This is a genomic window from Xanthomonas campestris pv. badrii, from assembly GCF_012848175.1.
GTDB lineage: Bacteria > Pseudomonadota > Gammaproteobacteria > Xanthomonadales > Xanthomonadaceae > Xanthomonas > Xanthomonas campestris_C.
Genome location: NZ_CP051651.1, coordinates 2,802,858 through 2,817,420 on the forward strand (window position 1 = coordinate 2,802,858; position 14,563 = coordinate 2,817,420).

General features: G+C 65.7%; 12 protein-coding genes. 3 read left to right on the forward strand and 9 right to left on the reverse strand.

All coding sequences use genetic code 11. From position 1 onward, the window contains the following. Positions 1 to 106 precede the first annotated feature (106 nt). From HG421_RS11840 to HG421_RS11875, 8 genes are all read right to left on the reverse strand, one after another. Positions 107 to 1,357, reverse strand: coding sequence for a DUF819 domain-containing protein (locus HG421_RS11840; RefSeq protein WP_169706540.1), 1,251 nt, complete (start codon positions 1,355 to 1,357; stop codon positions 107 to 109). Positions 1,358 to 1,732: 375 nt separating this feature from the next. Then, positions 1,733 to 1,948 (reverse strand): hypothetical protein, encoded by a 216-nt coding sequence (locus tag HG421_RS11845; protein WP_169706541.1) that lies wholly within the window; start codon positions 1,946 to 1,948, stop codon positions 1,733 to 1,735. A 530-nt stretch (positions 1,949 to 2,478) separates the two neighbouring features. Beyond that, positions 2,479 to 3,087, reverse strand: coding sequence for a nucleotidyltransferase family protein (locus HG421_RS11850; RefSeq protein ID WP_169706542.1), 609 nt, complete (start codon positions 3,085 to 3,087; stop codon positions 2,479 to 2,481). A 360-nt stretch (positions 3,088 to 3,447) separates the two neighbouring features. Then, positions 3,448 to 4,461 carry an XdhC family protein gene (locus tag HG421_RS11855; RefSeq protein ID WP_169706543.1) on the reverse strand — a complete coding sequence of 338 codons (1,014 nt, stop codon included), beginning with the start codon at positions 4,459 to 4,461 and terminating at the stop codon, positions 3,448 to 3,450. Next, positions 4,458 to 6,665 carry an aldehyde oxidoreductase molybdenum-binding subunit PaoC gene (paoC, locus tag HG421_RS11860; RefSeq protein ID WP_169706544.1) on the reverse strand — a complete coding sequence of 736 codons (2,208 nt, stop codon included), beginning with the start codon at positions 6,663 to 6,665 and terminating at the stop codon, positions 4,458 to 4,460. Before paoC ends, HG421_RS11855 begins: the two co-directional genes overlap by 4 nt. 1 nt (position 6,666) lies before the next feature. Further along, entirely contained in the window at positions 6,667 to 7,617 is a 951-nt protein-coding gene (locus HG421_RS11865; RefSeq protein WP_169706545.1) for an FAD binding domain-containing protein, read from the reverse strand. After that, a complete protein-coding gene (gene paoA / locus HG421_RS11870) occupies positions 7,614 to 8,273 on the reverse strand; it encodes an aldehyde dehydrogenase iron-sulfur subunit PaoA (RefSeq protein ID WP_282434615.1) in 660 nt (219 codons plus the stop codon). Before paoA ends, HG421_RS11865 begins: the two co-directional genes overlap by 4 nt. 466 nt (positions 8,274 to 8,739) lie before the next feature. Then, positions 8,740 to 9,747, reverse strand: a complete 1,008-nt coding sequence (locus tag HG421_RS11875; protein ID WP_169706547.1) for a zinc-dependent alcohol dehydrogenase family protein — start codon at positions 9,745 to 9,747, stop codon at positions 8,740 to 8,742. Between the two features lie 247 nt (positions 9,748 to 9,994). Here HG421_RS11875 and HG421_RS11880 point away from each other — a divergent pair, with 247 nt between their 5' ends. Beyond that, positions 9,995 to 10,633 carry a hypothetical protein gene (locus HG421_RS11880; RefSeq protein WP_169706548.1) on the forward strand — a complete coding sequence of 213 codons (639 nt, stop codon included), beginning with the start codon at positions 9,995 to 9,997 and terminating at the stop codon, positions 10,631 to 10,633. A gap of 529 nt (positions 10,634 to 11,162) precedes the next feature. Here HG421_RS11880 and HG421_RS11885 read toward each other — a convergent pair. After that, positions 11,163 to 12,173, reverse strand: a complete 1,011-nt coding sequence (locus tag HG421_RS11885) for a LacI family DNA-binding transcriptional regulator (protein ID WP_169706549.1) — start codon at positions 12,171 to 12,173, stop codon at positions 11,163 to 11,165. Between the two features lie 94 nt (positions 12,174 to 12,267). On the opposite strand from HG421_RS11885, the gene HG421_RS11890 reads away from it, so the two are divergent. Together HG421_RS11890 and HG421_RS11895 are read left to right on the forward strand one after the other, a co-directional pair. Then, positions 12,268 to 13,320, forward strand: coding sequence for a sugar phosphate isomerase/epimerase family protein (locus HG421_RS11890; RefSeq protein ID WP_169706550.1), 1,053 nt, complete (start codon positions 12,268 to 12,270; stop codon positions 13,318 to 13,320). 18 nt (positions 13,321 to 13,338) lie between these two features. Beyond that, positions 13,339 to 14,553 (forward strand): nucleoside permease, encoded by a 1,215-nt coding sequence (locus tag HG421_RS11895; RefSeq protein ID WP_169706551.1) that lies wholly within the window; start codon positions 13,339 to 13,341, stop codon positions 14,551 to 14,553. The last annotated feature ends 10 nt before the right edge of the window (positions 14,554 to 14,563 follow it).

A 14,563-nucleotide genomic window follows, 5' to 3' on the forward strand; every position in this document is an offset into this window, starting at 1 on the left:
TCTGTCGCCTCGCACTCAACCGCGGCGCCCGTGCGTGCAGAGCCGGCTGCAAGGTGGAGCTGTTCGGTCGAACAGCTCCACCACACCGGTCGGTGTCCCACCTCAGCTACCCGGCCCCTGCCATCGCCCGCAGGGTGATACCGACCAGATAGGCCAGGTAGGTGCCGGTGGCATAGCCCATCGTGCCCAGTAACACGCCCACCGGCGCCAGCGCCGGGTGGAAGGCGGCGGCAACCACCGGCGCGGACGCCGGGCCGCCGATATTGGATTGGGAGCCGATGGCGAAATAGAAGAACGGCACCCGCAGCCAGCGGCCCAGGCCCCACAGCAGGGCGATATGCACTGCGATCCAGATCAAGCCAAGCAGGAACAGCCAGGGGCGGTCCAGCAGCGCCAGCAAATCCATCTGCATGCCGATGCAGGCGATCAGGAAATACAGCAGCAGCGAGCCGATCCTGGAGGCACCGGCGCCTTCGAGAGTGCGGGCCCGGGTAAAGCTCAGCAGCAGCCCCAGGCTGGTGGCCAGCACCACCACCCACACGAACGGCGTGTCCAGGCTGAACTGGGCGGCCCAGCTCAGGTGCGTCTTGCACCATGCGGCCAACGGGGTGGCCAGCGCATGCGCCAGGCCGACACCGCCAAAGGCCACTGCCACGATCACCATCAGGTCGGTCAGGCTGGGAATCCGCGCATGCTCGGCCTGGAAGCGCGCCATGCGCTCCTGCAGCGCATCCAGCGCGCGCGTGTCCGCGCCGCTGCGCGCATCGATCGCGCGGGCACGCCCGGCCATGAAGATCAGCACCGCCATCCAGACATAACCGACCCCGACATCGACCACCGCGAACTGACCGAAGGTGGTCGCGTCCACGTTGAAGACCTCGCGCATCGCCAGCATGTTGGCGCCGCCGCCGATCCAGCTACCCGCCAATGCCGCCATGCCTGCCCAGGTATCGCCCGCCACGGTGGCCGGATGCAGCCAGCGCATCACCCCGAACGCCACCACGGCGCCCAGCATGATGCTCAGCGACGCCCCCAGGTACATGGCCACCAGCTTGGGCCCCAGGCCCAGGATCGCGCGCAGGTCGATGCTCAGGGTGAGCAGGATCAGCGCGGCCGGCAGCAACACGTCGCGGGCGATGGGGTTGTACAGCCGGGTGTTGGCACCGTCGATCAGACCGACGCTGTTGTAGATGCCCGGCAGCAGGTAGCACAGCAGCAAGGTCGGCACCACGGCGTAGAACCGTCGCCAAGGCCCCTGCTCGCGCGACGAGGTCCAGAACACGGCGCCCAGGGTGGCGGCGATCAGGCCGAAGACCACGATGTCGTTCTGGATCAGGGCGGTCACGGGTGCAGTCACGACAGGCGGTGATCCGGCAGGAGGGCCGCCAATGCGGATCGGACCACGGCGGCCGATGACAGCGAATCTAGCCGACGATGACGATGGCGCAAACCCTGGACCCCGCGTGCCCTCGCTTTACGGGCAGCAAGCGGCTTGGCAAAGGTGATCGGGCCATTGGCAGGCACTACGTGCGGCACACCGATGACTAAACGCGACGCGCTTGCCTGACGGCCTGGCAATGTCACCTGCCCCGTCTGTCGCAGCTGATGCCTTCACACCCTAAAACACGCGCCTGCAGCCGTGCGGCCACACTCTGCAAGCCATCATTTCGCCCACTTCCAGGGCAGTGCCGGCCCGCCGTTGCAAGCAAGGCGAGCCAGCCCTCACGGCCGCTCAGCCGTAGCGACGCACCACCCGCTCGCCGTCGGCCGTATCCAGCACCACGCCGCTGGGCTGGCCGGTGGTCAGGCAGTGCAGCTTGGCCATCAGCTCGGCATTTTCCAGGGCACCCTGCTCACGCAGGTAGCGCAGCGGCGACCATTGCGGGCGGGTGACCCACCAGCCGCCCTGCTCGGAATGGATGCGTACCACGTAGCGAGATTCGTCCATATGGCCTCCGGCCAGTAGGTGCCGCGCTCGAACGATGATGCGATGCCGCGCGGGAGAAGCGCATCACACCGGGGATCTGGGGGGACCAGCTCTGGCAGCCAAGCCAACTTGCCCTTACTCAAGGGGCCGCGGGAGAGTGGCCGAGGGCTCCGCGTTTGGCATAGCCAGCATGCAGAATTCCTAATGGCAATGCCGTCGGGCGGACACTGGCGGCGGAGTAGGAAAATTCTTACGTGACACAGTTCACATCCAGGGCTACATTCCGACAAACGGAGTGAAGACATCGTCACAGGCGGCCGTCATCCAGAGCGTGGACGGCGCGTCAGGGGAACCGGCGCTCATAGACACTGCCTCGGGGGAGGGGTTTGGCATGCATCTGCTCAGAAAGTTCCAGTTTCCGGTCAAGACCGCGATGGTGGTGGGCTATGTCCTGGTGATCAGGGAAGCCCTGGTGCTGTGGTCCTGATCGGGCCTTGCTGCACCGAGGCGTAGGCTGCCGGGTATCGCCGACCGATACCCGACGTTGCGTCTCACTCCCGGTCCACCCAACCGCGCTGGCGTGCCGCTTCCAGGTCGCTGGGGGTGTCCACATCCAGCGCCAGTGCCGGCGCGCTGATGCAGCCCAGGGTTTCTACATCCAGGCCTGCGAACAGGCCGCGCAAGCCGTTGTCGCCGGCCAGGGCCACGTCTGCCCAGGCGGCATGGGTGACCACCGCTGGAATGCCGCGCACACCAGCGTAGCCGCTGGTGGCGCACCCGGAGCTGGCCCGATCGGCCTCCTCCAGCAGGGCCCGCAGGTGCGGCGCGTCCAGCGCCGGTTGGTCGCAGCCCAGGATCAGGCTACGGCGCACAGCGGCGTCGCCCTGGATATGCCGGCGCAATGCCGCAAGGCTGGACCCCATGCCATCGGACCAGTCCGCGTGCGTCAGCACTTCCACCTCGAGCCCATGCAGCACCTCGGCAAGCCGGTCCGCATCCGCCCCCAGCACGACCACGCACCGGCGTGGCGCGGTCTGCAATGCGATACGTGCCGCACGCCGCAGCAACGGTTCGCCATCGCGCATCAGCAACTGCTTGGAACGGCCCAGCCGCCGTCCGGCACCGGCAGCCAGTACCAACGCCGCATGATCGTTGCTCATGCCCCGGGATCGCGTTGCATGGAGTGACGCGCTTGTCCGCGGCGTCGTGACAAGGCCGAGACTGACATAGAGCGTGCACGGTCGCGCGACTGGCGCGTGCGGCAGGCTGATGCATGCGGGTCGATGGCGCACCGACCGCAGAGCGCGTCGTCATTGCAAACAGAAACGGCAGACATGGCGACGTCTTGCAGAGTGGAGACGACCCCAGCGTAGAGATCGGACTGTGCGTGCGAGGTGACTGCGCACGGTGGTTGCAAATCCATGCGCTCGCGTCGCACGCATGACGCGCATCAGCGTGGGCATGTCCTGCGTTCTTGATGCCGGTTCCTTCGGATGCCCACGCCGACCATGTTCGCGCGCCTACGCACCCATCAGACCGACCTGCGCGTCTGCCACTGCCTGCGTGGCTTCGGCGACGATCCCGAGCGCGATGGTGTGCGGCGACGACCGTCCCATGCGCCAGCCGGCGGGCAGCCGCAGGCGCGCGAGTGCTGCATCATCGTGCCCGAGGGCGCGCAGTGCCTGCAGGCGCGCTTGGCGCTTGTGCCGGCTGCCCAGGATCCCGATGCACGCGACGTTGGACGCCAGCCCGCGACACGCAACCTGCAGGTCGATCTGGCTATCGTGCGCCAGGCTGTACAACGCAGTGCTGGCGTCCAGCTGCAAGGCGGCGAGCGCATCGCCCAGCGCGCGACGATCGTAGTGTTCCGGCACCAGACCAGGCGGCGGTTCGCTGGGGCCGTGCGGCCGCAGGACACGTAGTTCAAAGCCCATCTGGCTGGCGAGGGACACCAGCACCAATAGCGCCGGATCGGCTCCGACCACCACCACCCGCAAAGGGGGGCGGTGCACGCGTACGAACTCACTCGCACGCGTGTCCTGGGCGTTGGCGGGATAGCGGACCGCCCCGGTCATGCGATCGAGCGCAACATGAAATGCACGCCGGTGCTGGCGCGCATTGCGCCAGCGTGCCAGGTGCTCCGCCAGATCCGGCACCGGCCACACCAGCACGCCGATGCGTCCACCACAGCTGAGCTGGATATCCAGCACCTCGCTGCCTTCGCCGTAGTCCAGCCAGCGCGGCCGCCCATCGCGCAAGGCAGCCAGTGCCTCGTGTGCAACCGCCGCTTCCACACAACCGCCGGACACATAGCCAGCCACCCTGCCGTCTGCACTGATCGCCATCTCGCTGCCCAATGGCCGCGGCGAGGATCCTTGCACATCGATCAAGGTGGCCATTGCAACGCGCTGCCCGGCACGCTGCCAGGCCGTCAGGACCGGCAGCAAATCCTCGTGCAGGGCATAGCCCGGCCACGCTGGCCACGCCGAATCGGCCGGCGCCCCCTGCGTGACCGGTGCGACGACCGCGCTCACGCGCGCAGCGACTCGGGCAGGTGCGGCAACAGCTTCTCCAGCGTGACCGGGTAATTGCGCACGCGCACCCCGGTGGCGTGATAGACCGCATTGGCGATCGCCGCCGCCACGCCGCAGATGCCAAGCTCGCCCACGCCCTTGGCCTTCATCGGCGAAGACATCGGGTCGCTCTCTTCCAGGAAGATCACTTCCTGGTGCGGGATATCCGCATGCACCGGCACTTCGTATCCGGCCAGATCGTGATTGACGAAGAAGCCGAAGCGTTTGTCCACGGCCAGCTCTTCCATCAATGCCGCACCCGCACCCATCGTCATGCCGCCGATGACCTGGCTACGCGCAGACTTGGGGTTGAGGATGCGCCCGGCCGCGCACACCGCGAGCATGCGGCGGATGCGTATTTCCGCAGTGGCGATATCCACACCGACCTCGACAAAGTGCGCACCGAAGGTGGACAGCTGCTGCTTCTTCGCCAGGTCGCCGAACTCGATCTTGTCCTCCACCACCAATGCACCGTTGGCGGCCGCATCGCCAAGCGCGATGCGCTTGCCACCGGCACGCACATGGCCATCGGCGAACTCGGCCTTGGCCGGGTCCAGCCCGAGCCGTGCGGCAACGGCCTCGCGCAGTTTCACCGATGCGGCGTAGACACCGGCAGTGGAACTGTTCGCCCCCCACTGCCCGCCCGAACCGGCCGACGCGGGGAAACTGGAGTCGCCCAGCCGGACATCCACCCAGTCCAGCGGCACGCCCAGCATCTCCGCGGCGGTCTGCGCGATGATGGTGTAGGAGCCGGTGCCGATGTCGGTCATGTCGGTTTCCACCACCACGCGCCCACCCTGCTCCAGCCGCATGCGCGCACCGGATGTCATCACCGGCGCATTGCGAAACGCCGCGGCCACGCCCATTCCGACCAGCCAGCGACCATCGCGCGTATTGGCGGGCTTGGCACTGCGCTTGGACCACCCGAACCGCTTGGCGCCCTCTTCCAGGCACTTGACCAGCTGCCGCTGTGAGAAGGGGCGCTGCGGATTTTCCGGATCGACCTGGGTGTCATTGACGACACGGAATTTGACCGGATCCATCTGCAGTTTTTCCGCCATCTCGTCCATGGCGATCTCCAGCGCCATCAGCCCGGGCGCTTCGCCGGGCGCGCGCATCGCATTGCCTTCAGGCAGATCGAGCACGGCCAGGCGCGTGGTGATCAGTCGATTGGCACCGGCGTACAGCAACTGGGTCTGCGCGGCGGCGATCTCAGGTTCGCCATCGGGCAGGTCGCCAGACCAGGTTTCGTGGGCGATCGCGGTGAGCTTGCCGTCACGCCCGGCGCCGAGGCGGATGCGCTGTATGGTGGCCGGGCGATGCGTGGTGTTGTTGGCGATCAGCGGCCGCGGCAGCATCACCTTCACCGGGCGCCCGACCTCGCGCGCCGCCAGCGCCGCCAGCACCGCATCGGCGCGCAGGAACAACTTGCTGCCGAATCCGCCACCCACGTAAGGCGACATGATCCGCACGTTTTCGCGCGGGATGCCGAGGGTGGTGGCCAAATCACGCGCGCCCCAGGCGATCATCTGGTTCGACGTCCAGACGCTGAGCCTGTCGCCTTCCCACATCGCGATCGACGCGTGCGGCTCCATCATGGCGTGCGAGTGATCCGGAGTGGTGTATTCGGCATCGAGCTGCACCGGTGCCGCGCCAAATGCGCCCGCGAAGTCGCCCACATTGCTATTGGGTGCGCCGCCGGCCTTGGTGACCTTGGCGGCGCCGCGCGCTTTTTCCAGATCGTAGGCACCCACGTGGCGACCGTAGTCCACCTTGATGAGCTGGCCGGCTGCACGTGCCTGCTCGAAGGTTTCCGCAATCACCACGGCAATGGCCTGGTGATAATGCTGGATCTCCGGCCCGCCCAACAGGTTGGCGGTATTGAGCTTGCCCTTGTGCAACGCGCCGGCATTCTGTGCGGTGACGATGCCCAGCACGCCGGGGGCATTGCGTGCTGCGCTCAGATCGATGCTGCGGATGGTGCCCTTGGCAATGCCTGCACCCACCACATGCCCATAGGCGGCGCGGCCCGGCAGGTCGTGATGCTCGTAGGCGTACGGCGCCTGGCCGGTGGTCTTGCGTGGCCCGTCGATGCGGTCCACGGGCTTGCCCACCATCTTGAGTTGATCGGTGGGGTTGGTTCCGGCTGGAGTATCGAATTTCATGTCAGGCCCTCGCGTCGGCCAGGATCGCCGTCAAGGTGCGCTCGACCAGCGGCAGCTTGAATGCGTTGTGTTCGGTGGGCTGTGCGCCTTCCAGCAGCACGGAGGCAATGGCGCGGGCGCCCTGGCGCGATTGCGCTTCGGCCGCCTCGCTACGCCAGGGTTTGTGCGCCACGCCACCGACGCCGATACGGGCGCTGCCGTCGCGCTGCACCACGGCAGCCACCGACACCAGCGCAAATGCATAGGACGCGCGATCACGCACCTTGCGATACACATGCGTTCCGCCCAGCGGCTTGGGCAGCGTCACCGAGGTGATCAACTCGCCTCGTTCCAGGACTGTTTCCAGGTGCGGCGTTGCACCCGGCGCGCGATAGAACTCGGCCAGCGGCACTGCACGGGTCTGCCCGTCCGGACGCACGGTGTCCACCACGGCATCCAGCACACGCATGGCGATCGCCATGTCGCTGGGATGGGTGGCGATGCAGGAGTCACTGGTGCCGATCACTGCCAACTGCCGATTGAAACCGCCAATGGCCGCGCAACCACTGCCAGGCAGGCGCTTGTTGCATGGCTGATTGGTGTCGTAGAAATAGGGGCAGCGCGTACGCTGCAACAGATTGCCGGCGGTGGTTGCACGGTTGCGCAGTTGGCCCGACGCGCCTGCCAACAGCGCGCGCGACAACACCGCATAGTCGCGGCGCACGCGCGCATCGGCGGCCAGATCGGTATTGCGCACCAGCGCACCGATGCGCAAGCCACCTTCCGGTGTCGCCTCGATGGTGTCCAGGCTCAGGCCATTGACGTCGATCAGATGCGACGGGGTTTCGATCTGCAGCTTCATCAGGTCCAGCAGATTGGTGCCGCCGGCGATGAATTTGGCCCCGGGTTGACGCGCGGCCTTGGCCGCAGCATCGGCCGGCGAAGTGGCGCGCTCATAGCTGAAAGCCTTCATGCGCGTTCTCCTGCCACATCGTTGATCGCTTCGACGATATTGGAATACGCACCGCACCGGCAGATGTTGCCGCTCATGCGCTCCTGCAATTCCGGGGTGGTGAGCTTGGTCCGGGCGGTGAGGTCTTCGGTCACGTGACTGGGAATGCCACGCTTGACCTCATCCAGCACCGCCACCGCCGAACAGATCTGGCCAGGCGTGCAGTAGCCGCATTGATACCCATCATGCTTGACGAATGCAGCCTGCATCGGATGCAACTTGTCCGGCGTTCCCAGGCCCTCGATGGTGGTGACCTTGGCGCCCTGGTGCATCACCGCCAGCGACAGACAGGCATTCATGCGATGCCCATCCACGATCACCGTGCAGGCACCGCATTGCCCGTGATCGCAGCCTTTCTTGGTACCGGTCAACTGCAGATGTTCGCGCAGCGCATCCAGCAAGGTGGTGCGATTATCCAGGGTCAGCGTCACCGGCTTGCCGTTGACTTCGAACGCGATCTGGCTGGACGTATTGGCCGGCTCCACCGCCTGCCGTTGCGCCATCGCATTGGCGGCGGTGGCAGCCATCGATTGGGTAGCGGCAACGCTGGCTGCCGACGCCGTGCCAGCGATCAATACTTCGCGACGGGTCATCTTGATGTCTCTCATGGCTGGCATCTCCAACAATGCTGGCTTGTACAGTTCTTTACCAATGTGCAGGGTCACCGGTCACAGGCGCGTGAGTGCAGCCTGCGCGATTGCCCTGGGATCACCCGATTCCAGGGATGGCCTGCAGCAGCATCGACGTTGGAGTCTGCATGCGGTTATGAAACGTGCTCGTCATTGGATGCGTGTTGCCGTACCGCTGTGTCACTGCGCGATGCGGTAGGACGTCAAGTGCCTGCAGCATCACCTGCGAACCGGGACCTGGGCGATACCTGCAATGCAGCGGCGATGCGCGCGCCGCGCATCACCTGCCTGCGCGGCGCGCCGTAAAGCGGCTATATCAAACCGTAAGCGAACGGTCCTCCGGTGGGTGTAGACGACGCGCAGGAACCGCAGTGGACGCGTGCTACATGCTACATGCCGCACCGAGCACCGGCCGCGCCCGCCTGGCGGTGAGCGCAGTCGGTTTGTTGGCTGCTCAAAACTCCAGCACGATCTTGCCCAGGTGGCCGCCCGCCTTCTGCAGCGCGAATGCCTCGCCGATGGCCTCCAGCGGGTAAGCGCGGTCGATCACCGGGCGCAGCGGCAGGCCGTCCAGTGCACGCACCAGATCCCGCTGGTGCCGCCGGCTACCGACCACCAGCCCCTGCAGGCGCTGGTGGCGGCCCATCATCTCGGCGGTCGGCACCGGGCCGGCAGCACCGGTCAATACGCCGATCAGGGCGATGTGCCCGCCCACGCGCGCTGCGCGGATCGATTGGGCAAGCGTCCCCGGCCCGCCGACTTCCACCACATGGTCCACCCCACGGCCGTCGGTGATCTCCAGCACCTGCGCGGACCACTCGGCATGCTGCCGATAGTTGACGACATGGTCGGCACCGAGCGCACGCGCCGTTTCCAGCTTCTCGTCGGACGAGGACGTGGCGATCACCCTGGCGCCCATGGCCTTGGCGAACTGCAGCGCAAAGATCGACACGCCACCGGTGCCCAGCACCAGCACCGTGTCGCCCGCCTTCAGCCCGCCATTGACGACCAGCGCACGCCAGGCAGTGACGCCGGCGGTAGTCAGGGTGGCTGCCTGCGCATGGCTGTAACCGGCCGGCGCATGCGTGAACGCGGTTGCGGCCGCCACGACCGCAGACCGCGCATAGCCATCGACTCCATCGCCTGGCGTGGTCGCGAAACCGGGCTGCACGGGCTCACCGTCCAGCCACTGCGGGAAGAAGGTGGACACCACATGATCGCCCACGGCGAACTCGCTGACCTCCGGGCCGACCGCTTCGATCACCCCGGCGCCATCGGACATCGGGATGCGTCCGTGCGCCGTCGGCATTTGACCGAGCACGATGCCCAGATCGTGGTAATTGAGCGAGCTGGCCTGCAGGCGCACGCGGATCTGTCCGCGTGCGGGCTGCCCGGGATCGGGCAGTTCGACCGACTGCAAGGCGTCCAGACCGCCGGGGTGAGCAAGACGAATGGCGCGCATGGGAGTTCCTCAGCTAACGAATCGGGTAGCGGGATACCACGCACGCCGTGACGCGAATGCAGTCGAGCTGGCTTGCCTTGGTGCGACGGGTACTTGGCGTATTGGGCGTCGCAGGCGCATCGTGAGCCGCCGCCAAGCGAGCTTGTGCATCCTGGTGAGCCGCCATGTTCCACATCTGCGCTGTAAAATTTACATAACTTAAATTAAGGTATTGGACTTCATCAACGTTAAGACCGCGCGACAAAACATGAGCATTAAAGACAGCATTAGCCGAAAGATTGAAAACGCCATCAGCACTAGCCTTGAGAATGTAATCGACTCACGTGGCGACCACTACAGCAATCATCCTGACAAGCGCCCGACTCAGGACAACGTCTCGTCTCTCATTTCATCGTCAGCAAACACAAATGCCGTTATTACAGGCGGTTCAAGCCTGATTCCCGGTCCATGGGGAATGGCAGCTGTACTGCCCGAGTTGACGGTGGTCATTCACAACCAGATCAAGTTGATTTACGACATCGGCGTCGCTCACGGCAAAGAAAAGATCATTACCAAAGAACTCGTGTTGGGCATCTTCATCAGTGCCTTGGGCACGAGCGCTGGCAGCGTGCTGACTATCCAAGGAGGCCGCGTACTCGTAAAGCGTGCTTCGCTGCGTGCAATCCAGAAGATGATTGCAATGTTGGGTGGACGTATTACTCAGCAAGCAATCAAGTCAGCCGTGAGCAAGTGGCTGCCGCTTGTTGGCGCCGCAGCAATGGCGACCTGGACACGCTACACGACGAAAAAGATAGGAGAGCGTGCTCAGCAGATTTTCCGATTAGACATCCAGGACGACCCCAGCACAGGGGATATCGAACTTGCAAGCCATCAGCAAAACACCTGACAGCAAGCGCTTTAAGTTGTTTGGCTCATCGCAGATTCGTGTGGGTGCCTTGAGGCCCTTGAAGCTGCGTTGAGCTTTTGAAACGAGCCCTTCCCGGTACCGTGTTGGTAGTGCACAAAGACGGGCCGTAGAGCGGCTGGACTAGCTGATCAAGAACCCGCGCTACACTGCGCGACTCGCCCTGCAAGTGGGCAATCTGTGCCGGAGCACGACCCACACGGCCGTGGCCGAGTTGGAGCGGCTGCACGACAGGACGGTCAAGGACCTGTCCACGCTGTGCATGGCCGAACAGGTGCGTCGGGCGGGGAAGCTGGCGCCGCGTGCCATAGGCATCGACTAGATTGCGATCCACAAGGGCCATGACTACCGCGTGGTCGTCAGCGACCTGCAGCGCCACGCAGCTTTCGGCCTCGCGCAGAAAGCCGATGACCTACTCGTCAATAAAACCTTTCTTCACGTTCAATCGCCTTCGGGTAGGGAATTGGACTCCAAACTGGCCTGCTACTCAGGATCCGGAGGACGTTGGACGTCATCTCCCCCGCGGCGCGTCAGTGGACCCGCGCAGCATCAAGCTGAAATCCAGCGTCTGCTGCGGCGGTACGTCCACCCGTTCGATGATCGCGAGCAACAGGTTGACTGCGCGGACACCGATCTCCCGCATGGGTTGCCGGATGGTGGTCAAAGGGGGGGTGAGGTATTTGGACGACGCCAGGTCGTCGAAGCCGACGATGGACAGGTCATCCGGCACGCGGATGCCCAGGTCGCGGCAGGCCGCCAGCGCGCCCAGCGCGGCCTGATCGCTGAAGCAGAACAGTGCAGTCGGCGTGGACGCACGGGCCAACAGCGCCATCGCAGCCGCATGGCCGGATTCCACCGAGAAATCGCCCGGCACCACCACCAGCTTGCGCGCACGGCCGCGCGCCCTGGCGGACGCGCGCGCGCCTTCCAGTCGTTGCTGGTGCAGGGGGTTATCGGGCGGGCCGCCCACCACGACGATGCGCTCGTGCCCCAATCCATACAGGTGATCCATCACGGTGCGCGCGGCGGCCGCGTTGTCGATATGCACGCTGGGAATGCCCAGCGCCGGGTCGAACTCGCAGCCGTTGACCACCGGCGCCGCAGCGCCCAGCTCCTTGACGATCTCACGCGCCGTCGGCGGGAGGCGATGCCCCAGCACGATCAGGCCGTCCGCCTCGTTGCGCCGGAGCATCTGCGCGTAGCGCTCCTCGCGGTCGGGTTGGTGCTGGGTATCGCCCAGCAATACCGCATAGCCAACCGCCTGCGCTGCGTCCTCCGCGCCTTGCAGGATCTGCGCAAAGAATGGGTTGGCGATGTCCGGGACGGTGACCAGGAGCTTGCCGCTGCGCTGGGTCTTGAGCGTCCTGGCCACCGTGTTGGGGACATAGCCCAGCGCGGCGGCGGCCTGCTCGATGCGCGCGCGCGTGGACGGCAAGACTTTGTCCGGCCGCGAAAGCGCCCGCGACACGGTGCCGGCGGTGACGCCGACATGCTTTGCAATGTCGTAAATGGTGATTGCCATGACAGGGGTCTTCTTTCTGCTGTGCAGTGCACAACGGGTCTTGCGGAATGTCCATGCTAGGATAATTCAATCGATTGAATCAGGGCGAATCACCTTGAAGACGCTCAAAGGTCCAGCGCTGTTCCTCGCGCAGTTCATTGGCGACACACCTCCCTTCGATCGCCTGGACACACTGGCCGGCTGGGCCGCGGGCCTGGGTTACTCCGGCGTACAAGTCCCCACCAGCGCGCCGCACCTGTTCGATCTGGCACAGGCCGCGCAAAGCCAGGCGTACTGCGACGACCTTGCCGGCATGCTGGCCGGGCATGGCCTGCAGATCACCGAACTGTCCACCCACCTGCAGGGCCAGCTGGTCGCCGTCCACCCCACCTATGACCACCTGTTCGACGGATTCGCACCGCCGGACAAGCGCGGTGATCCCGCCGCCCGCCAGGCCTGGGCGGTGGAGCAACTGCTGCTGGCCGCCAAGGCCAGCCAGCGCCTGGGACTGACGGCGCATGCCACGTTCTCCGGCGCGCTGGCCTGGCCCTACCTCTATCCCTGGCCGCAACGCCCGCCCGGGCTGCTGGACGCAGCGTTCGCCGAACTCGGCCGCCGCTGGCGCCCCATCCTGGATGCCTTCGATGCCTGCGGCGTGGACCTGTGCTTCGAGATCCACCCGGGCGAGGACCTGCACGACGGCGCGACCTTCGAGCGCTTCCTCGATGTCGTGGACCACCACCCGCGCGCCAGGATCCTGTACGACCCCAGTCACCTGCTGCTGCAGCAGATGGACTACCTGGGCTTCATCGACCGGTACCACGCGCGCATCGGCATCTTCCACGTCAAGGACGCGGAGTATCGCGCCAGTGCGCGCAGCGGCGTCTATGGCGGCTACCAGGACTGGATCGATCGTCCGGGGCGGTTCCGTTCGCTGGGCGATGGCCAGATCGACTTCAAGGCGGTCTTCTCGAAGTTCGCGCAGTACGATTTTCCGGGCTGGGCCGTGCTGGAGTGGGAGTGCTGCCTGAAGCATCCGGAAGACGGCGCGCGCGAGGGTGCCGCGTTCATCCGCGACCACATCATCCGCGTGACCGAACGCGCCTTCGACGACTTCGCCGACAGCGGCGCCGATCCGCAATCGCTGCGCCGCATGCTGGGGATCTAGACGCCTGGGAGGGCAACCATGACGCACACCATGTCGCGCTTGGGCGCGATGATGTTTCTGCAGTTCTTCATCTGGGGGGCATGGTTCGTGACCCTGGGCACGTACCTGGTGCAGGGTCCCTTGCAGGCCAGTGCGAGCCAGGTGGCAACCGCCTTCCTCAGCCAGTCCATCGGCGCCATCCTGGCGCCATTCCTGGTGGGCCTGGTCGCGGATCGCTACTTCGCAGCGCAGCGCATCCTCGCGGTGCTGCACCTCGCCGGCGCGGTGCTCCTGTGGATGGCGTCCACGGCGACGAGCTTCGGCATGTTTTCCGCCTGCGTCATGGCCTACATGCTGCTGTTCATGCCGACGCTGGCGCTGGCCAACAGTGTGGCGATGCGGCACATGCAATCGCCTGAAAAGCAGTTCCCGCCCGTGCGGATGGCCGGCAGCGTCGGCTGGATCGTGGCGGGTGTGTTGATCGGCTGGCTGGGTTGGGAACAGGCGCACCGGCTCGAACTGACGTTTCGGATGGCGGCGATGGCATCGTTGGCCTTGGGCCTGTATGCCTTCACCCTGCCGCACACGCCGCCGCTGGCGCGGCAGCGCGACGCCGGGCTGGGGGAGATCCTGGGACTGGATTCGCTGCGGCTGCTGAAGTCGCGCTCGTATCTGGTGTTCTTCCTTGCATCCATCGCCATCTGCATCCCGCTGGCGTTCTACTACAACTTCACCAACCCGTATCTCAACGCTCTGGGCGTGCGCGGCGCGGCCGGCCTGCAGTCGCTGGGACAGGTGTCCGAAGTCCTGCTGATGCTGGCCATGCCGGTGCTGTTCGTGCGGCTGGGGGTCAAGACGATGCTGGCGCTGGGCATGGCCGCGTGGGTGCTGCGCTACGCGATGTTCGCCTTCGGCGATGCGGGCAGCGGCTTCTCCCTGCTGATCATCGGCATCCTGCTGCACGGCATCTGCTACGACTTCTTCTTCGTCACCGGTCAGATCTACACCGATGCGCATGCCGGCCCCGCCGCGCGCAGCAGCGCGCAGGGCTTCATCACCCTGGCCACGTACGGCGTGGGCATGTTGATCGGCACGTTCCTGTCCGGCGCGGTGGTGGAGCACTACACCACCGCGGCCGGTCCGAACTGGCAGCAGATCTGGCTGTTCCCCGCAGGCGTGGCGCTGGTCGTGCTGGTCGGCTTCCTGCTGCTGTTCCGCGACCGGCCGGTCGCCGCCGCCCCTTCCACGCGCTGAGGCCCCACCC